Origin of the sequence: Mastigocoleus testarum BC008, from assembly GCF_001456025.1 — a bacterium.
GTDB classification, from domain to species: domain Bacteria; phylum Cyanobacteriota; class Cyanobacteriia; order Cyanobacteriales; family Nostocaceae; genus Mastigocoleus; species Mastigocoleus testarum.
Window position 1 is genome coordinate 36,700 of record NZ_LMTZ01000125.1, and the last position, 20,503, is coordinate 57,202.

The 20,503-nt window shown below is 36.2% G+C and carries 18 protein-coding genes; 12 read left to right on the top strand and 6 right to left on the bottom strand.

The features are described from left to right. Nucleotides 1-63: 63 nt before the first annotated feature. The 5 genes from BC008_RS32500 (at nt 64) to BC008_RS32520 (ending at nt 7,184) form a co-directional block, all read left to right on the top strand. Nucleotides 64-1,509: a glycosyltransferase gene (locus BC008_RS32500; protein ID WP_063800841.1), complete on the top strand. Its 1,446-nt coding sequence runs from the start codon at nt 64-66 to the stop codon at nt 1,507-1,509. Between the two features lie 398 nt (nt 1,510-1,907). Next, nucleotides 1,908-3,053 carry a glycosyltransferase family 4 protein gene (locus tag BC008_RS32505; protein WP_027842136.1) on the top strand — a complete coding sequence of 382 codons (1,146 nt, stop codon included), beginning with the start codon at nt 1,908-1,910 and terminating at the stop codon, nt 3,051-3,053. Nucleotides 3,054-3,145: 92 nt separating this feature from the next. Beyond that, the gene (locus tag BC008_RS32510) at nt 3,146-4,435 is read left to right on the top strand and encodes a glycosyltransferase family 4 protein (protein WP_058184218.1); all 1,290 of its coding nucleotides are present in this window, start codon (nt 3,146-3,148) and stop codon (nt 4,433-4,435) included. Between the two features lie 76 nt (nt 4,436-4,511). Next, nucleotides 4,512-5,678 (top strand): glycosyltransferase family 4 protein, encoded by a 1,167-nt coding sequence (locus BC008_RS32515; protein WP_027847079.1) that lies wholly within the window; start codon nt 4,512-4,514, stop codon nt 5,676-5,678. A gap of 141 nt (nt 5,679-5,819) precedes the next feature. After that, nucleotides 5,820-7,184 (top strand): hypothetical protein, encoded by a 1,365-nt coding sequence (locus BC008_RS32520; RefSeq protein ID WP_027845950.1) that lies wholly within the window; start codon nt 5,820-5,822, stop codon nt 7,182-7,184. Between the two features lie 158 nt (nt 7,185-7,342). Here the strand turns inward: BC008_RS32520 and BC008_RS32525 are convergent, their stop codons facing one another. From BC008_RS32525 to BC008_RS52255, 4 genes are all read right to left on the bottom strand, one after another. Continuing rightward, nucleotides 7,343-8,737: a protein kinase domain-containing protein gene (locus BC008_RS32525; protein ID WP_027845951.1), complete on the bottom strand. Its 1,395-nt coding sequence runs from the start codon at nt 8,735-8,737 to the stop codon at nt 7,343-7,345. Between the two features lie 122 nt (nt 8,738-8,859). Further along, nucleotides 8,860-9,537: an endonuclease/exonuclease/phosphatase family protein gene (locus tag BC008_RS32530; RefSeq protein ID WP_235595971.1), complete on the bottom strand. Its 678-nt coding sequence runs from the start codon at nt 9,535-9,537 to the stop codon at nt 8,860-8,862. Nucleotides 9,538-10,049: 512 nt separating this feature from the next. Then, nucleotides 10,050-11,900: a bifunctional serine/threonine-protein kinase/formylglycine-generating enzyme family protein gene (locus BC008_RS51730; protein WP_036267789.1), complete on the bottom strand. Its 1,851-nt coding sequence runs from the start codon at nt 11,898-11,900 to the stop codon at nt 10,050-10,052. 161 nt (nt 11,901-12,061) lie between these two features. After that, entirely contained in the window at nt 12,062-12,190 is a 129-nt protein-coding gene (locus BC008_RS52255; protein WP_268768264.1) for a hypothetical protein, read from the bottom strand. Nucleotides 12,191-12,381: 191 nt separating this feature from the next. Here BC008_RS52255 and BC008_RS32540 point away from each other — a divergent pair, with 191 nt between their 5' ends. From BC008_RS32540 to BC008_RS32550, 3 genes are all read left to right on the top strand, one after another. After that, a complete protein-coding gene (locus BC008_RS32540; RefSeq protein WP_027845954.1) occupies nt 12,382-12,651 on the top strand; it encodes a type II toxin-antitoxin system RelN family antitoxin in 270 nt (89 codons plus the stop codon). After that, complete coding sequence (locus tag BC008_RS32545) at nt 12,641-12,955, top strand: hypothetical protein (protein ID WP_036267792.1); 315 nt, start codon at nt 12,641-12,643, stop codon at nt 12,953-12,955. The genes BC008_RS32540 and BC008_RS32545 overlap by 11 nt, the downstream gene beginning before the upstream one ends. A 148-nt stretch (nt 12,956-13,103) precedes the next feature. Next, the gene (locus tag BC008_RS32550; RefSeq protein WP_201026200.1) at nt 13,104-13,325 is read left to right on the top strand and encodes a CU044_2847 family protein; all 222 of its coding nucleotides are present in this window, start codon (nt 13,104-13,106) and stop codon (nt 13,323-13,325) included. Nucleotides 13,326-13,687: 362 nt separating this feature from the next. Here BC008_RS32550 and BC008_RS32555 read toward each other — a convergent pair whose 3' ends face one another. Both BC008_RS32555 and aroF read right to left on the bottom strand, forming a co-directional pair. Continuing rightward, a complete protein-coding gene (locus tag BC008_RS32555; RefSeq protein ID WP_027846125.1) occupies nt 13,688-14,065 on the bottom strand; it encodes a hypothetical protein in 378 nt (125 codons plus the stop codon). 248 nt (nt 14,066-14,313) lie between these two features. Further along, nucleotides 14,314-15,201, bottom strand: a complete 888-nt coding sequence (gene aroF / locus BC008_RS32560; RefSeq protein WP_027846126.1) for a 3-deoxy-7-phosphoheptulonate synthase — start codon at nt 15,199-15,201, stop codon at nt 14,314-14,316. A 1,457-nt stretch (nt 15,202-16,658) separates the two neighbouring features. Between aroF and BC008_RS32565 the strand changes: the two genes are divergently transcribed. The 4 genes from BC008_RS32565 to BC008_RS32580 all read left to right on the top strand — a co-directional run bounded on the left by BC008_RS32565 (nt 16,659) and on the right by BC008_RS32580 (nt 20,390). Continuing rightward, nucleotides 16,659-17,159: a hypothetical protein gene (locus tag BC008_RS32565; RefSeq protein ID WP_058184219.1), complete on the top strand. Its 501-nt coding sequence runs from the start codon at nt 16,659-16,661 to the stop codon at nt 17,157-17,159. A gap of 540 nt (nt 17,160-17,699) precedes the next feature. Further along, a complete protein-coding gene (locus tag BC008_RS32570) occupies nt 17,700-18,449 on the top strand; it encodes a pentapeptide repeat-containing protein (protein ID WP_027846127.1) in 750 nt (249 codons plus the stop codon). A gap of 74 nt (nt 18,450-18,523) precedes the next feature. After that, the gene (locus BC008_RS32575) at nt 18,524-19,348 is read left to right on the top strand and encodes an SDR family oxidoreductase (RefSeq protein WP_027846128.1); all 825 of its coding nucleotides are present in this window, start codon (nt 18,524-18,526) and stop codon (nt 19,346-19,348) included. Between the two features lie 94 nt (nt 19,349-19,442). Then, the gene (locus tag BC008_RS32580; protein WP_036268063.1) at nt 19,443-20,390 is read left to right on the top strand and encodes an alpha/beta fold hydrolase; all 948 of its coding nucleotides are present in this window, start codon (nt 19,443-19,445) and stop codon (nt 20,388-20,390) included. Nucleotides 20,391-20,503 lie beyond the last annotated feature (113 nt).

The following is a 20,503-nucleotide window of genomic DNA, read 5'->3' on the forward strand; positions in this document are numbered from 1 at the left end:
AGGTGTTTTATCTACTTTTTTTAGATCTAACTTCGGAACAAGTCAGTATAAGGGGGAAAATTGATGATCGCTTCGACTAGTAATACTGATGCTGATAAATTCGCAGCAACAGCAAAAGATAAGTCTTGTCTGCGCGTGTTGTTTGTTAGTCACACTTACGTTGTTGGTATAAATCAGGGAAAGTTGGATGCGATCGCATCACAAAATGAAGTAGAAGTCAGCTTACTTGCTCCCAAATACTGGAAAGCTGTTCAGTGGGACAAAATATTAGAAATTGAAAATCCCTATCCCCGAATTCAACTTTATCCAAATAGGGTATTATTTTCAGGTAAAGCTGGTGCTTATCTATATTCACCTTTAGCAATTTTCAGAGCAATTCTTGATTTTCGTCCAGATATTATTCAGGTAGAGCAGGAAGTATTTTCTCTTTCGGGATTTGAAGTTGCTCTATGTTCCCGTTTGCTTAATAAACCGGTAGTTTTCTTTGGTTGGGAAAACATGGATCGAAAACTATCTTGGTTTCGTCGCTGGATACGCAAATTTATTTTAAATACAACGAAATCTATTATTGCAGGAAACTGTGAAGGGGCTGAATTAGTAAAAAGATGGGGTTATTGTGGAGCTGTTGAAGTTATGCCTCAAATGGGTGTAGATACTCAATTGTTTACACCACGAAGAGACAGACTAGATTATTCTAAAGCAAATAATTCTAAATTAAAAAATCCTAAGCTAGATAGTTTAGTAAGAGAGGATTCTAACCGAAATGATTCTCAAGCTAAAACTTCTCAGCGAAAAAAATCTAGCAAGAAAAACTCTAAATTTTGTATTGGTTTCCTGGGTCGAATATCTTATCACAAAGGAATTGACATTCTCATAGATGCAGCTCGTTTACTAGGAGATGAAGATTACGAATTTCAAATTAGATTGTGTGGAACTGGTTCTGATAAACCAAAATTTGTGGAACAGGTGCAAAAATTAGGATTAGATAAATTTATAATCTGGCAAGATGGAGTCCGTCACGATGAAGTTCCCATGGAAATTTGTAGGTTTGATGTTTTGGTTTTACCATCGCGTACTGTAGAAACTTGGAAAGAGCAATTTGGTCATGTTTTAATCGAAGCAATGGCTACGGGAATTCCAGTTGTCGGATCTACTTGTGGAGAAATTCCTAATGTCATTGGTCGCAAAGATTTAGTGTTTCCTGAGGGGAATGCTCAAGAATTAGCTGCTATTTTAATGCGTCTAATTTCCCAACCATCTTGGTATGCAGAAGTTGCAGACTACAGTCTAGAAAGAGTACGTCAACATTATAGTCACGAACGAATAGCTCAAAGGTTGATTGAATTATGGCGCAATGTTCTCTCCTGTGATGGGAAAAATGACGATCACAATGATGATAATAGTAAACCAACAGAGCATGTACGGGAGGATTTCTATGAGCGGTCCCTTCCGTCGACTTCTTCATCAATATCTAAAGGATATTTCCCAAATATTCCTTATACAATCTAGTCAATAGTTCGAGGATTTTACAGCTTGAGAATAAACCCTATGAGTTAGATTTAAATTCATATTTGAAAATTTTTAAAGTTCAGCTTGACAAGGTGTTTGTAAATAGAAATACAACTATTGTAGGGTGTGTTAAATGTATTCATATACTTAACTTTCAATGGTAACTTGAATAGAGCTAACGCACCGATATTATGTGGTGTTTTACGGCAAATTTTGAATAGTTCCAAAATTAAATCTTTATTTTGCCATTGCACATCCTACTTTAGACTTTATAAACGTTAGATTTATAAACGTTAGATTTATAAACATTAGATTTATAAACATCCTCTGAGAAATTCAATTTGGGAACTTCAAGATGAATAAAGAACGATTGTAAGGTTGATTAACGGAGTCAATTAATGCGTGTAGCTATTGTTCGCAGAGCCCCGAGAGCTTCTTTCAGTATGGACGTTTATGCTGATGGTTTGGTTAGTGGTTTAAAAGCTATTCGACCAGATTGGGAAATCATCGAATTAACTCCCAATATTCCTCAGAATCAAACTAGAACTTTACAATTTAGCTCGTTATTAAATGGTCTAAACAAGTATCATCAACGTTATTGGCAATATCCTCAAGATTTAAAAAAACAAAAAGTAGATATTTTTCATGTTATTGACCACAGTGACGGTCATCTTTGTCGCTGGTTAAAGAAAACTGGTAAACCGGTTGTAGTAACCTGTCACGATTTAATTAACTTTGTTCAGCCAGAGAATGGACATAATCGAGCGCTGATTCCCGCAATTAGTATGCCAGTTTGGAAGTTTTCTGTCGAAGGTATATGCGAAGCAGATCGGATTATTACTGTCTCCGAACACACCGCTAAAGATGTAGAAACAATCTTAGATATTAAATTTCAAAAACTAACAGTGGTTCCCAATGCAGTTGAAGGAATATTTCGTCCCATTTCACAAGTAGAAATAGATGATTTTAGGACACAATATAATATTTCTCCAGAAACGGTTTGTATTTTAAATGTGGGTTCCAACCATCCACGTAAAAACGTTTTAACTATTTTGAAAGTACTTGAAAAACTAATCGAAAAGGGATTACCGGTACATTTTTTCAAAACCGGCGAACAATGGACACAGGAGTTAAAAACTTTTATTGACGATCGCAACTTAAATCAAAATATTACTTATTTAGGAAAACCAGATAAAGATACTTTAGTTAAGATTTATAATTCCGCCGATATTTTGCTTGCACCTTCACTATATGAAGGATTTGGGATGACAATTTTAGAAGCAATGAGTTGTGGAACCCCAGCGATCGCTTCTAATGTTTCTTCCTTACCTGAAGTTGCTGGTGATGCAGCGATTTTGGTCGATCCCCTAAATATTCAACAGATAGTAGAAGCTGTATGTCGTCTCCATGAAGAACCTGAATTACGTCAAAGCTTAATAGATAAAGGATTAGCAAGAGCAAAAAAATTCACTTGGGAAAAAACAGCGGAACAAGTCACTGAGATTTACGCTAATGTTGTCAACAAAACAATTGTAGAGACGTAGCATGCTACGTCTCTATAGGCCCAAAATTACCACTAATCAACATTAACTGCAATGTATTGATTTATGGAGGATATAAATGATGGAGACAAATTATGATTGCGACTCAAACTAGCAAAAATAAAGATAACAATAAAGTACAGCGTTTAAAAGTTTTAATTTCCGCTTACGCTTGTAGACCCGACATGGGTTCCGAACCGGGAGTAGGTTGGAATATAATTCAACAACTGGTGCAGTACTGTGATGTATGGGTGCTAACCCGTGCTGATAATCGTCAGTCAATTGAAGCAGAATTAGCCAGCAACAAATACCCTGGATTGCATTTTGTCTACTGCGATTTACCCTCCTGGGCTTTATGGTGGAACTATAAACAAAAGGGAGTACAGTTACACTATTATATTTGGCAAATAATTGCTTATTTTGCTGCTAGTAAACTACATAAAGAAGTTACCTTTGATTTAGCCCATCATGTAACCTACGTTAAATATTGGTCACCTAGCTTTATTTCTCTTCTACCCATACCTTTTATTTGGGGACCAGTCGGAGGTGGAGAATCTGCACCCAAACCGTTCTGGAAAGACTTTAGTTTGCGCGGAAAATTTTACGAACTTCTCCGTGATGGAGCGCGTTGGTTAGGAGAACGGGATCCGTTTGTGGGTATGACTGCTCGCAAAAGTACCATCGTAAGGGTAACTACGGAAGATACAGCCCGAAGATTGCGTAAAATGGGCATACCTAAAGTAGAGATATTTTCAGAAACTGGTTTATCTCAGGAAGAGATAACAAGTTTGAGTAAATATTCCAGCGATCAAGATTTACCTATCCGCTTCATTAGTATGGGTAGACTTTTACACTGGAAAGGATTTCATTTAGGGTTGAGAGCTTTTGCACAAGCAAACTTACCCAACAGTGAATTTTGGGTTTTGGGTGATGGACCAGAAAGAAAACGTTTGGAATCTTTAGTAAAAGAATTGGGAATTGCACAACGAGTTAAGTTTTGGAATAGATTACCCCGCGATCAAACCCTAGAAAAATTAAGTCAGTGTACAGCTTTAGTTCACCCCAGTTTACATGATTCTGGCGGTTGGGTATGTCTTGAAGCAATGGCGGTTGGTCGTCCGGTTTTATGTTTAGATTTGGGAGGACCGGGTACCCAAGTCACCAGCGAAACAGGTTATAAAGTTCCCGCTCAAACCCCAGAGCAAGCAGTAAAAGACCTATCAGACGCAATGGTAAAACTCGCTAAAGACAAGAATTTACGAGAAAAAATGGGTTTAGCCGGTCAGAAAAGAGTCAGGGATTTTTATAGTTGGGAAACCAAAGGTAAATCATTAGCCCAACTTTATTCATTGATTGTTAAGGAACAGTTATCAGTTAACAGTTAACAGTTAACAGTTATCAGTTGTAACCAATCGATTACCCATTACCCATTACCCATTACCCATTACCCATTACTCAATAATGCGTATTCTAAGCGTACACAACCGCTATCAAATTCGTGGGGGTGAAGATGAATCTCGTCAAGCTGAGGAAAATTTGCTGCGGGAAAAAGGTCACACTGTCGAAGTTTATGAGGAACATAACGATCGCATTGCGCAGATGAATTCCTTAAATGTCGCATCTCGCACTGTTTGGTCTCAGGAATCCCACGACATTGTCAAACAAAGACTGAGAAAGGAAACTCACGACATCATCCACGTCCAAAATTTTTTCCCTTTAATTTCTCCGTCAATTTATTATGCAGCTTCATCTGAAGGTGTACCGGTAGTTCAAACATTGAGAAACTATCGTTTGCTTTGTCCCAACGCTTTATTTTTTCGAGACGGACAAGTTTGTGAAGACTGTTTAGGAAAATTTCTACCCATACCTGGTATAGTTCACAGTTGCTATCGAGAAAATCGAGCAGCGACTACAGCTGTCGCGAGCATGATTACAGTACACCGCGCTTTGGGTACCTGGATGAAAATGGTGGATGTTTATATTGCACTTACCGAATTTGCTCGACAAAAATTTATTAGTGCGGGGTTTCCACCGGAAAAAATTGTAGTTAAACCCAACTTTATTCATCCCGACCCCGGTGTTGGAACTGGAAACGGTGGTTATGCATTATTTGTCGGACGATTGTCTGTGGAAAAAGGACTCGATACTCTGCTGACAGCTTGGGAAAAACTAGGTGGGAAAATCTCCCTTAAAATTGTTGGTGATGGACCCTTAGCTGATAAGGTAAAGCAAGCAGTAACAGAACTTCCCGGAGTAGAATGGCTCGGACGTAAACCAATGTCGGAAGTACATTATCTAATGGGAGAAGCAAAATTTTTAATTTTCCCATCCAAATGGTATGAAACCTTTGGTCGCGTAGCAGTCGAAGCATTTGCAAAGGGAACACCCGCGATCGCAGCTAATATCGGTGCGATCGCAGAAGTAGTAGATTCTGGTCGTACTGGACTGCACTTTCAACCAGGTGATGCAAAGGATTTAGCTAGTAAAGTAGAATGGGCTTTAACAAATCCCCAAAAAATTCTACAGATGCGTCAAGAAGCAAGAAAGGAATTTGAAACCAAATATACGGCTGAGACAAACTACTTGCGATTAATGGAAATCTATCGAAAAGTCAAAATTAAAAAGTAAAAAGTCAGAAGTCAGAAGTCAGAAGTCAGGTATTAAGAGTAAAAAATTACCAATTACCAATTACCAATTACCCATTACCCATTACCAATTACCAATTACCAATTACCAATTACCAATTACCAATTACCAAAGCAATAATGAATGAACAAACAAGTTTTATATCTCAAAAATAATAACAAACAATATATTCTTAAAAGTTCAACATTATTAATTATCGCCTTCGCTACCGTCTTTTTTCCCCGCATAATGAATTCGGTAGGAGCTCCAGCACCAATCAACTTTGCTCACTTTGCTATTGTTCCTTTTGCTTGTGGGGTTGCAATATTTCAAACCAAAACTAAAAATCGCAATCAAATTTCTATTTCCCAAGCATTGATGTCCACCCTAGTTGTATTACTAGGAGTTATGACTGCTAGCGCTCTTCTCAATAGTGCTGGAGCAATCAATATTATTTTGGGATTTTTCTTACTTGCTGAACCATTTATGTTTTTACTCGGGATAATTTGTATCCCAATGACTCAAGCAAGTTTCAGAAGATTTAGAAAATGGATTGTCGGATTTTCCTGTTTTCATATCTTCCTAGCATTGACCCAAAAGCTTCTTTTGGATCTTGGGATTATGCATGTAACTACAATGAAAATCCCTGAAGATAACGTCCAAGGAGTTTTTTACTTGTCGGGTAGCGGTCACGTAGTTGGTTCTTCAGTTTCCCTTTCCTTTGGTTTATATTATTTAGTTAGTAATAGAAAAAGTCCTTTATGGATCAGAGGACTAGTATTTTTTGCAGCTTTTTTACAACTGTTATTTGCAGATGCCAAGCAGGTACTTTTAGTATCTTTAATATCCTGGTTACTGCTGATTTTACTTAACGTTAAAGATATTAGAAAAACAATTCAATATATTGTTATTGCAACTATCACAGCTTTTATATTAGTTTGGTGTATCCAAAACTTAGAATTATTTCGTGCTTTTAACACCTGGATAAGACCAGAAATTTACGGACCCGATGGTGAAGCAACTTTAGTAAAAACCGCATCTATGCGGCTTATTGTTTTATATTTTAAGTCACCCTTAAACTGGATTTTGGGTTTGGGACCGGGACATACCGTAGGACGTTTGGGGGGATGGATGCTTCCGGGATATGCAAATTTGCTCAATCCATTAGGTGCAACAATTCATCCTGTCAGTCAACAGGTTTGGGATGCAGTAGAAGCAAGTTGGATCGGAAGTGCTTCTAGTATGTTTTCTCCATTTTTTGGCTGGGCTGGAATTTGGGGAAATATCGGGTTTTTGGGTTTAGCTACTTATTTATCTCTTGCATCTATTGTTTGGCGTCGACTTTGTCAGGATAATCTTTCTAAGTTTTTAATGCTCAATGTTTTAGTTCACGGTTTTATTTTCTCCCAAATGGAAGAACCGGGTTACATGTTATTTGTGGCTGCTTTGATTGGTTTACAATGGCAAGAACGTCGCATTAATAAGCTTTCTGAAAATTCTGTTGGATAAAATTTATTTGGTTTGTAGTAGCGCTTTAGCGCCAATATTTTTTAAAGCATATAGGTACAAATAAATAAATCTAAATAATTATTGTGCTAAAGCGCCACTACGAACTTTATCCCAATTGACATAGTTTATTTTTTTCTTTTTTAGTGAGAATTCTATCATCACAATACACTCAATAATGCTTGTTTAAATTGATTTGCACTCTTAAAGTAAATCTCTGGTTTTTCAACTAAAGCTAAATCAACAACTTCTGCTAACTTTTTAGGAATATTTGGATCGCGATCGCGAATTGGTACTGGATCGTTTCGCAATACGGCTAAAAATCTATCACTACCGGAAAAATCACGGGGTAGATATCCTGTGAGCATATAGTAAAGTGAAGCCGCAGTAGCCCAAACATCAACTTCTGGTTTAGCATATTTGAATTCTAGTACTTGCTGTCGGGGAATAAACACCGGAGTTCCAGCTTTGGTTCCAGTCATACTATGACCGCTCAAACCTGCTAAATCAAAAGCTTTTGATAAACCATAATCGCCAACTTTGACGATGATTTCGTCCTTAGCTCGCGTGAGGAAAATATTACCCGGTTTCAAATCGCGATGAACTAAACCCTTACCTTTACCAAATCCTCCATCATTTAATTTGACATAAGGAATTTCTGCATTGTGGGTATATTCCAAACCGTCGAGAACTTGCAAAATAATAGGTACAGCAAGATCGACTGGTAATTTACCACCTCGTTTTTTTAATAAGTCTTGTGCAGTTCCCGCATTACAAAAATCCATGGTGAAGAAAAATAAGCCTTCTGAAAAACTGTAATCCAGAAGTTTCACCACATTACGATTTTGCAAAGCTCTAGTATTAGCCATTTCCCGTAGGAACATCTGCACTGCCCAGTTATTAGCAGCAACAGCTGGTAGCATTACTTTGAGTGCGACATACTCTTGGGAATAACTGTGTTGGGCTAGGTAAACTTCACCAAATCCACCTTTACCCAAAATTTTGATGATATTGTAATCCTTAATTGTCCCTAAGTTGTCATGCTTATCATTGCTATTTTTAGCAACTTTAAATATTTTTAGTACCTGTTCTAATAAGTTTGGTTGAGCGGGATTATTAACTTCGAGCGTGACAAAGTTAGATATTGTAATTTTTTTGGAGCTAATTTCTTTTTCGCTATTTTCTTCTGGATCGGCTTTAATATCTACTTCAAAGATAGTATCGCCAAGTTCTATGCGATCGCCAGATTTTAAATCGTATTCGGGAAATTTGATTTTTGCTGCTTCTTCGGGAGTTTGATCGCTTTTACGCTGTCCAATCTTTTCACCATTGACGTAGGTACCATTTCTACTTCCAAAATCCCGGATGCGGATATCGGGAGGATTTATATCTAATAAGCAGTGGTAGCGAGAAATTGTAGAATGATTTTTATCGTCTGGTAGTTTTATATTACAGTCAGATGCTCTGCCAATGATACAGCTAGTACGGGAGTTGCAAGTATATTGTTTCCCGGATAATTTACCTTTGGTGATGGTGAGGGTAACTTTCGCTGACATGGAATAGCTGAGTAATTAGAGATTTTTAGTTATTAGATTTTTAGTTATAGCTAAAGCATAGTTCAATTTTTGAGCTAATACGCTTCAGTTAAGGTTAAAGCATGATTATGTTTGCTTTTTATCTATAGGGTCAAATCACTGATAACTGTTGCATGATCGGAATTAGCATTATTACCGACATGAATCCCTGTAACTTTTATTTCGTTACTAATAAAGCAATGGTCAATAGGAATACTCAAAAAATGTTCCATGATAAATACTAACCATTTAGGATACTTTAAATATGACGTAGCTCGTATCCAGGTAGGTAATATTCCAAAACCCAAACGGGTATTATGTAAATTAGTTTTTCTGATGAACATTTTATAATAAGGTGACCAAGGAGTTAAATTAAAATCTCCAGCTAAAATCACTGGGATTTTGACTTTCTGAATATAGTCGCTTAACGCTGCTAATTGTAGATTTCGTCTATTAAAAGTTGAAGCTTTGACAGGTATAAGAGGATGAGTCCCAATAAATTCTACAGGTTGATTGTTTACTAATATAGTTGCTATCAAATTTGTATTTTCTGCGTTTAAATCATCTCCTCGCGCATTTTGAATAGGTAAGCTACTTAATATAGCTAATCCACCACCAGGACTTTTAAAACTTAATGGTAAAATATCTTTTAACCCCGTCTTTAAATGATTTACTGCATTTTGATCAACTTCAATAAATAAAGCAATATCAGGACGCTCTAATCGCACTGTTTCTATAATTTCTTGGTAACGATTATTTTGAATATTTATATTAAATTGCAAAACCCTAAAAGATTGAGAATCATTTTGCGAAACTTGTTGTGGATGCGGTAAATACCAAGGAACAACTTCTATTAAATTTACTCCTATTAGGACTAAAGCGCATAAAATCAACAATTTATTCTTGAGATAGCGTTGAGAATATAGTATAGATAAAAATAAAGTAATAATTAGCGATAGTATAAAATACTGAACTCGGAAATGAGTTAATAATTCTATCGGGTATTTCCAAGCAGAATAGCTACCCAAAGACACGAGAGCTAAAGCAAATAAACTCAAAAACGATATAATTTCAATTATATTTCTAAGTATAAAAGATGAAATTATAGCAACTACAGTCGTCATAAGATTAGACGCAACTTATATTGTTTTTAATTTATATTGTTTTTATTTTAATTCTTATATTCGGATAGCAAGAATGCCTTTAAGTTGCCAGCTAACTTAATTTTTCAATTCACGCATTCAAAACATCAAAAAAATCAACCGCCTAATGACGGAAGGAAAGGTAAAAAAGGTTAATTAACCCTCCCGAAGGTGCAAACTACACGAAAACCGATATCGTCATTGATGCTGTTACGCTCGGCTCTATTGACAATGTAGCGGAACGCAGAACGGCAATTCTTAGGTGCGTTGGTCCAAGAACCACCACGCAAGACGGCACAACCTTTTACTTGGTAAAGGTTATTATTTTTAACCATCCAAGCACTTCCATCTATTGGTGCACCATTATAGTTTTCGTGCCCATCATCAAGACACCATTCCCAAACATTACCATGCATATCGTATAGTCCATAAAAATTGGCAGGAAAAGTACCTACATCTGTAGTTTGTCCGCGATATACACCCTTCGGTGCTGCACCATATGTACTGTTACCGTAATAATTCGCTAAATCAGTTGTAATAGTTTCGCCAAAGTTAAAGGGGGTGGTAGTTCCACTACGACAAGCGTATTCCCACTCGGCTTCACTGGGTAATCGATATTTTTTTCCTGTTAATTTGGATAATTTATTACAAAATTCAACCGCATCATACCAATTTACCCGTTGTACGGGTTGCTTTTTACCTTTAATGTGGGAAGGATTTTTCCCCATAATTACCTGATAATGTTCCTGGGTAATTTGGTATTTACCCATGAAAAAGGTTTGAACATTAACTTTATGTTGGGGACGTTCAAAATGTTTACTACCCCGTTCATTCTCTGGCGCACCCATAATAAAGTTACCACCAGAAATTGCCATCATATCTAAAGTTACACCATTACCTAAATCTTCTGTAAAACCCTCTGCTTGTCCGCGATAGTAGTTAATCTTGAAGTTTTGATCTACTTTGGCGTATGTAAATTCAAACTTCCGAGTTTGGATATTACCAAATGCATTCTTTTCTGAAACTTGAGGAATTTTCTGAGGTGTTGGAGGTTTATTTTGATGGATTTTGGAGACTTGTGGGATTTTTGCAGGTTGTGTTTCGGGAAGTCGGGGATTTAAGACTGTTGTAGGCAGTTTTCTTTTTTCTAGTTTTCTTTTTTCTATAGTAACGACCGATTTACTTTGAATTGGCATCACCAATTCTAACCATTTACTCACCGTCTGCGGTCTATTATCTGGTTCCAACTCCATACCTTTGATAATCCCATTATTTAATCTGTCGCTAATCTCAGGATTTCGCTGTTTTGGTAACGGTAAAGGAATACCAGTATTACGAAATTTCGCAGGTAAAGGAATATCTCCTGTTACCAAAGCATACAAAGTCGCTGCTAAAGCATAAACATCTGTATAAGCACCAAACTTACCCCGTCTTTCATACTGTTCAATCGGTGCGTAACCTTCCGTCATCGCATTTGTCATGCTTCCCGTTTGATTCAAACTAAATTCCCGCGCTAAACCAAAGTCAATTAATACCACTTCTTCCTGACTTTGACGCAGCATTATATTATTTGGTTTTACATCTCGGTGTAATAATCCTTGTTTGTGGATATATTCTAAAGCTGTTCCAACCTGCTTGATATACTTGAGGGCTTTTTCTTCAGGTAATTTACCTCGTTCATTTATACATATAGCCAAATCTTGACCTTGGACATATTCCATCACCATTCCCCATAGTCCACCTTCATTAATTACTTCATGGACTTTGACAATATGAGAATGGCTGCACTGTACCAAACGAAAAGCTTCTTGAACAAACTTGACATGCATTTGTTCAAAATTTGCTCGACTTTGATGGATCGGGTTAAGAGTTTTAATTGCAACAATATTATTTGTATTTTTATCTATGGCGCTATAAGTTACACCGTAGCCACCACCACCTAAAACTTTTTGAATCGTGAATTTACCATTTTGCAGCTGTTGCTTAGGTTTCCAGACTTGCATGGGTTTTTACAGGGGCTTTTTTTTAACATAATTTATGCTTGCTTTATATTAGATACATTAAAATGCCTGGAAAATACATAAAGAGTATATTTATTTTTTTGATTTTCCTCAAAATATTTGTCTGATGACTAACGTTGCTGAATTATCACTGAATTTAGAAGTCAGGAATCAGAAATGTAATACTTTTTGTATTTAGTTTCTAGTATTTCAGGTACACCTTCACCACCCAAGACTTTTTGCACTGTGAATTTACTATTTTGTAATTTTTGATTAGGTATCCAGAGTTGCATAGGTGATTCTGAGAGTTATTTGGAAATGTTTTACGGTTGCTTTATATTAAATACATTAAAACGCTCAGAAAACATATAAAAAATATGTCTGGATTCTTGATTATTGTCTAAGCCTGTCTTGAGAAAGAGACATCATTTTTAGTAAGCTAATTTTGTTTCATACAATTATCTTAGTATTTAAATTAACAAAAATGGAAGCTATTGAAGTTAAGGCAACTGTCAATGAATTTGGTCAACTTTTTCTAGATAAACCGTTGACCTTAAACAATCGTAGCCGCGTTAGAGTAATCGTACTCGTTCCAAATCATTATTCCGGAGATGAGGAACTATCCGAAACTGTCAGCGAAAGTTTCCGTCAGGGGTGGTACGATGCGATCGTCGGCAACACAATACCTGTTTCTCAATTATGGGAAGGGATTGATTGGGAAGGAATTGATTGGGAAGAAATCCATGCAGAATAAATCATCCTTCATTCATGTGGAAGCAACCACTAAATTCCAACGTAATATACGTATTTTGGCAAATAAAAATCGTAATATTCGTAACGACATTGAGCCAGTTATTAAACAGTTAGAGTCAGGAGATTTACCAGGATATCTCGTTCCTGGAGTTGGGTATACAATTTTTAAGCTGAGGGTTAAAAATAGCGACATTCAAAATGGTAAAAATGCTGAATATCAAATTATTTATTATCTTAAAACAGCTACAAATATTATTTTAGTAACTATTCATAATACCATGAAGAGTTTTTCTAATTATTCATAGAAATAATTGCTCGTAAAAATGACTTATTTGTTGTTGGAATTATTGACTTAGAAGACTGAATCAAAAAGTAAGTTTTTTAAAATCGAATTTTATTTTTCCCAAACCCACTTACGACATATTTCGCAGGCTTGTTTTTCTATTTCAGTTTGTGGATTTTGAAAAACAGCATAAGGACTACGTAGTATATGTACTTGGTGCTTATAAAGACTTTAAGTTTGCAAATGTGGAGGAAGTCACCCTGAAGTTTGGGATGAAAATTGGCGGTAAGGCTGGTATACCTTACATCACGAAAGGTACAGCACAAAGCAATTTAGAGATAGAAGTGAAGTGTAAATTTCCATCTCGCAGTCAAAATCAAACTGGGAGTTAAGAATAGCAGAATTAAGAACTCAGGGGTCAGAATGTAAAAGTCAGGAGTCAGGAGTCAGAAGTCAGGAGTCAGGAGTCAGGAGTCAGAAGTCAGGAGTCAGAAGTCAGGAGTCAGGAGTCAGAAGTCAGGAGTCAGAAGTCAGGAGTTAGGAGTAAAAAGTATTTACACTTAATTCCTATTCCTTAGATAATTTTTTGACTACCAAGTAGTTTAGTAAGAAAAATCATAACTTGTTTGTAATAGCGCTTTAGCGCTAAAGCGCTACTACGAGCCAAATACGAGTATTTTATATTTCTTTACATAGTTTACTTTTTTCTTGCCTACTTACTTAAACTATCCTTCCCTAACTAAATAATTTGCTACTATTCACCAATAAATTTCTGTGCTGTCTCAATTGCTGTCACCAATTCTTCTTCGTTCTCAACTTTGAGCTTAAGCTTTTTATAGTTAGCTTCCACATCCAACTCGATAGCTTTTCCATTCATGCGATCGCCAACAAACTCAAATAAAACTTTGATTTTGGCTGGATCAACCATTGTTTTTAACCTTCCAAGAGAGAAAGGTCCAAATACTTTAGAACCAAGGGGAGCTTCTGCTACAGTCACCAAATTGACTGTTTCTACCCCATCAACTTCTTTGATTTCAGGTATTAACTTCTGAGTTTGTGCTTGTAATTCTTTATCCTCTAAGCCATCTTCCGACCAAGAAATCATGATTTTAATGTTAGATGTATTTGTCATTTAAATCACCTAAAAATACTAAGTAATTAGTAATAAGAATTCTATGGGTGATTAAAGTAAGTCAAGTAAAGAGGCGATTGAGATTGGAAATTAGGTATTTTTTATTTTCACTGTAAATATTAAATATTAGAGTTCAGCCTAATACCTCTATTGGTGTAATTAATTGGATGGTGGTTGGCGCAAATTAATTTTGCTCTACAACAATATTATTGTCGTGCGCCTAACACACCTACCTCATAAGCTTGAATTTAAGCCACGTTTAATTGAGATGAACAATGGAAAGGGGTAGGCTTTGAACCTACCCCTGTGTTTTCCGATATACTTCTTCCTACAGATGCAGCTACCGGTTTTAAGCTATTTACTAGTTCTGCCATCGCTTCTAAAGATAATGCTTGACGAGCATCCGATACTGATTTTTCCGGCTCGGGATGACACTCAATAATTAAACCATCTGCACCACAAGCAATCGCTGCTTTAGCTAGAGGTGCAATCAATTCCCGTTTACCTACCGCATGGGAAGGATCTACGATCGCCGGTAAATGGGTGATTTGTTTGAGTGCTGCGATCGCGCCCAAATCCAAAACATTGCGGGTGTAGTTATCAAAACTACGAATACCCCGTTCGCATAAAACTACATTGGGATTACCATGACTGAGAATATATTCTGCAGCCATGACGAATTCTTCTATGGTTGCAGCTAAACCGCGTTTGAGCAATATTGGTTTTTTGACTTTACCCAAAGCTTTGAGTAGGTCAAAGTTATGCATATTACGACTTCCAACTTGGAGCATATCAGCATGATTAGCTACTAATTCAATTTGAGAAACCGTCATTACTTCCGTAACAACTGGAATGTTATATTGCGATCGCATTTCTGATAAGATTTCTAACCCAGCTTTACCCATACCCTGAAAAGCGTAAGGGGAGGTGCGTGGTTTGTAGACTCCTCCCCTTAATGCTTGTACTGATGAAACAGACAATTTTTGAGTTACTGTTTCCATTTGTTCTAAACTTTCTACCGAACAAGGTCCACCAATTATTACCAGTTCTTTACCACCAACAACGACTTGCTCGGAAAGGTTTACAAGTGTTTGAGATTTAGAATCAGATTTAGATGCGAGTTTAGCGTCTTTCATTGTGAAGTCCTCTAAGAATTTGTACTCTTGATAAGCTTGAAAACTGAAGTTAAGTGCTGAAATATTAGATTTGTAAACGAGACTCAAATACTGGAACTGAAAACTAAAATGTTTTAGCCATAATAAAAACCCGGAACTTTTTGAGTTCCGGGTAGTGAGCTTTCGTTCAGCATCAAAAAATTACCCGGAACTTGTTCCGAACCAAAAATAAAATCCATAAAACCAATTAGTAACTTTGTGCTGACTGAAGTTGTTCATTTTTGTCTTGAGTAGGAAAACAGAAAAAATTGCTTAAGAAATGAAAGTGAAAATTAACCAATAAAAAAACCGCAGATTTTACTCTGCGGTTCACCGGGCGATTTCCATCAGGAAATTAGACTCACTCCCGGTGAACCACCTTAAACCAAAAATAAAAGTAATTTGTATTTCTGCTCATAATATTTTTGAAAATAAGTATAAATACTCTAAATTCTAGATATTCCTAATTAAAGAACTGACCTAAAAAATTTAACCATAAAAGTTAAATCACAAATAGATCGCAGAACTTAATAATGGAATACATTTTGTTTGACTACTTGCAAAGATATCAAAGACTTTTAGCAGCGTCAATAGTGCTTAGAAACTGATACTACAACTGCAAGGTATAATACATGTATACAACCATCTACGTGAAGATTTACCTTGACTTCTATCTAAAAAGATCGCTTTTCGGTTTTTTTCGTTCAAAAAATATTTTAAACAGCATGGTGATGATATATCGTAATCCACATTACATCACAGTGGAAAAAATAAATGCATCATAATATTAAGTTACAAAACTAATAAATTAATGGAATGATTATTTTTTGCTTCGTATAAACTTTTTTAGAGGAAATTTGAAAGATCAACTTTTATCTTAATTCCCCCTAATTTCCTTAAAAAACGGGTTAAAACCGGCCATATTTATCTTTACTGGGGAAACACTTAGAAAACCTATGAGTACCTCTTAGCACCTACAAAAATTATATTTTACTGATTGAAGTAGTCATGTATAAAAAACTTAATTAATCTAGAGTTTTTTATTCTCATTAGCAGCCTTAGAAATCAGGAACAACTAAAAATAACAATATGTTGATTTTTGAATATTTATGCTAACTGTTAATTTTTTATTTCCACGATGTTAAGAGTTAATTCAAATACCTCTTTAAATCTAATAAGAAAATAGATAAATTCAAGAAAGGACTCTCTAGAGAGATAATCTAATATTCATGAGTATTGTTGCATTACCCGCGAGGTCATTTGCGCTAGACTCCCACTGTACGGCGCAATTGAAGTTAGATTGGAATTAAATATGAGTTGTTAAGTGTGAATTTAAATTCAATACCTTTGCCAATTTGTAAATAGAAAGTAACAGATTTTGTTAGCTGACTTACCTTGCAATTCATTTCATTCTTTGTAAACAAGAGCCTCTAAATGTCATGCCAAGTTCAAAATTCAGTTCAAAGTTATTGAATAAAGCTGTTGACTACCAAGGAGTTTACCCCTGTCCTCTATGTAGGGCGGGGGATATCTCTAACATGACTTTAATGGAAGCAATGTCTTGTAATTTTTGCCAACAAATTTTTACTGTAGATCTGGAAAAACAAGAATTAATCTTACCTTCAAGACAACCCCCACTTACTTGGCGTTGGGATGGAATGAATTGGAAACAACCACGTTTAGAAGGAGTTGAATTAGGTTGGGGTTACACAGTAGGAGCCTTAGCTTTTATTGCTTTACCTACAACATTGACAGGCATAATTGCTTACTGTCTGCCTCCTCAACCAGAGCAACCATTTACATGGGTACCTTGTATTTGGGCTTTTTTAACCTTTCTTTCCCACTCTTCTGTAATTATTTGGTTATTTGTAGAAATATACCAAATACCTGTAGCATCTTACTTTAGGGCAATGCAACAGCGACTACTAAATCCCAATTAAGGTTGTTATACCTTGCCACTTAATTGAGAAAGGTGACTAAATCGCAGTTATAAAAAAATAACTGCATTTGGCTTTAACCTTTGTTTACCCATAGCCAGTTATCCATAACTGGTTAATCTAGTTAATAATTAATAGTAAAGAAGTGAAATAATCATAATCACATAATCAGGAATATTAACCAATAAGGAATATTAACCAAATTGTTCTCGCCCACAGAAATCGCAAAATATAAGTCACGGCCTTATTTGATACACTATTTATTGGTTATAAGCAGATCTAAAATCAAAATTTTAGTTGAGAACTCATCCTAAATGAACTTAAAAAGATGAATTAAAAAAAATACTTAAGAATTAAGATATTGTAATGATGTCAATTTCTGCCCCGAACGAAGTTCTAATAGCTCGAATGCTAATAATTGTTGCCAGAATAACTTGACTTTTAAGAGTAATTGCCCAAAAGTTAAAAAAATTTGCTTTGATAATTAAGCTGATAAAAAGCGGCATCACTCATAATTTATGTAATTTGTAAGCACAACGTCTTATGAGAGAGCTGGAGCGGTATTATAGGGTTTTAGAATTACAACCTGGAGCAACATTAGAAGAGGTCAACCAGGCACATAAAGATCTGGCTTTTGTTTGGCATCCGGATCGTTTGCCGCAAAATAACCAGCGCTTACAACAAAAAGCCCTGAAAAAGTTAAAAGAAATTAATGAAGCCAGAGACAAACTACGGTCTTTAAAAACTAAAAAGCATAGGAGTCTGAATAATTCATCTACTCCACCAAAGCAACCTAATTATTACAAACCATCTGCTTCATATAAACCACCTGCTTCACCTCAGAAACAGTCTAATAACTCCGCACCTTATCAATCCTCACCACCCAAACAACCCTCACCACCCAAACAACCCTCACCACCCAAAGTAAACTCAGATTTGAGTGGTAAGGACTTCAGCAGTGCAAATTTAAGCAATAAAGATTTATCCGGAAGAAATCTTAGTTACGCCAATTTGAGTGGGGCAAATCTCAGCGATACTTTTATGCATAAAGTTGTACTCAGAGGTGCGAATTTATCAGGAGCCAATTTATTTAGAGCTAATTTGCTCCTAGCAGATCTTCGGGAAGCGAATTTACGTTCGAGCAACCTAATCGGAGCTGATTTAAGTGGTGCTGATTTGAGAGGTGCTGATTTAAGAGGTGCAAGAGTTAGGTCTGGGGAACGCCTATTGGTAAAATTAATTGGCGCTAACTTGGAAGGAGCCATCATGCCAGATGGTACAGTCCACGATTAAAGATAGATTAGTACCTATTGAGTAGTAATTTTAGAATTACCCATCTCCAATTACCAATTAACCCCCAACTCTTCATGAATTTTATTATTATTGGTTGTGGCTATGTCGGTTATGCCTTAGCAGAACACTTACAGCAGAAAAAAACCTGTGTGGTTACAGCTACAACAACAACACCGCAAAAAATATCTAAATTGCAAAAAGTTGCTCAACAAGCACTTGTTCTGAAAGGTGAAGATGTAGAAGGGCTGAAATCTGCCTTACAAAATCAAGATACAGTTCTGCTGAGTATTGCCAGAATTGGTAGTAGTACTTATCAAGAAACTTATTTACAAACTGCAAAAAACTTAGTTCGGGCTGTCAAAGATAACCCTACTGTTAAACAAATTATATATACATCTAGCTCTTCTGTGTATGGTAATTTTGGGGGTAATATAGTAGATGAAGAAACACAGATTCAACCCACTTCCGAATCTGGCAAAACTTTGAGGGAAACCGAACAGATTTTACTTTCAGCCTCCAATAAAGAACTGAGTATTTGTGTCTTAAGACTGGCAGGAATTTACGGACCAAATAGAGAAATTAGAAAAATATATAGTCGATTTGCAGGAAAAACCCTTCCCGGAGGAGGAAAAGAACCTGCAAACTGGATTCATCTTGATGATATTGTTGGAGCAATAGATTTTGCTAGCCGTCGTAGATTGGCAGGAATCTATAATGTAGTTGATGATGCAAATTTAACTAGACGTGAAGTTATAGAAAAAGTTTGTGCAGAGCACAATTTAGAAAAAATTAAATGGGATTCCTCATTAGAAAGTAGTCGTTCTTCTAACGCTAGAGTTTCCAATCAAAAATTAAAGGCTGCTGGTTATAAGTTAATTCATCCACAGATTATTTTTTGATCTATTCAGTTATCAGTTAACAGTTTATGGCTAACGCCACGCCCTTACGGGCTAGAGTGATCAGTTAACAGTTTATGACTTATTTCAATTAATTATGAACTTAAATACAATAACTTCTAGCATACAGTTTTACAACTGGAATAATTATCGCTGTGCTTACGAAGTTTACCAACCAAATAATCAACCTAATGCTTCTAATTCAGATGTAACTCCCATAGTTTTATTACATCCAATAGGTGTAGGTCTGTCCAGAAAATTTTGGCACCGATTTTGTCAAGAATGGTATCAGCAAGACAAACCAAATCAAATTTATAATCCCGATTTGCTTGGATGTGGAGAAAGTGATAAACCCCGTGTTGCTTATTACCCTGAAGATTGGGCAGAACAATTACGATGTTTTTTACAGAAAGTAGTCAAGAAGCCAGCTATTTTGATTGTTCAAGGTGCGTTATTTCCCGTAGCGATTGAATTAGCTCAAAAGTATTCAAATTTAATTAGTGGACTCGTTCTGGCTTGTCCTCCCAACTGGAAAGTCATAACACAAGAAACTTCAAATCAACAGCAAAAAATAATTTGGAATTTGTTAAATTCTCCTCTAGGCGGTGCTTTTTATCGCTATGCACGTCGTGAAAAGTTTTTACAAAATTTTTCAGTCAAGCAGCTATTTGGCTCAGATGATGCTGTGGATGCAGAATGGTTAAATACATTACGAACTGGTTCAGAAAATCCCGCAACTCGTCACGCTGTATTTTCTTTTCTGGCTGGATTTTGGCGCAAAAATTATCTGCATGGAATTTCCTCCATAGAACAGCCCACATTGGTTGTGGTAGGTGAAGAAATATCAAGCATTAGTAAAGAAGGAAAAACAGTTCAAGCAGATGAATGGTTAGCACAATACTTAGCTGTCCTACCACAAGGTACTGGAATAAAACTTCCAGGTCGAAATGTTTTACCCTACGAATCAACTACTGAATTTGTGGAGGGAATATCACCATTCATTGCAAAATTTTCAGATAGCTATTCTCAATCGGGTAAGAATTGATTTTTTATTTAGGGAACGGGGAACAGGGAACAGTGCTTAGATCCGCAACAACGCAAGTTGCAATCCGGCGCAGCTACCCTCTAATACTAAGTCCGGTAATTACCCCTTTTTAA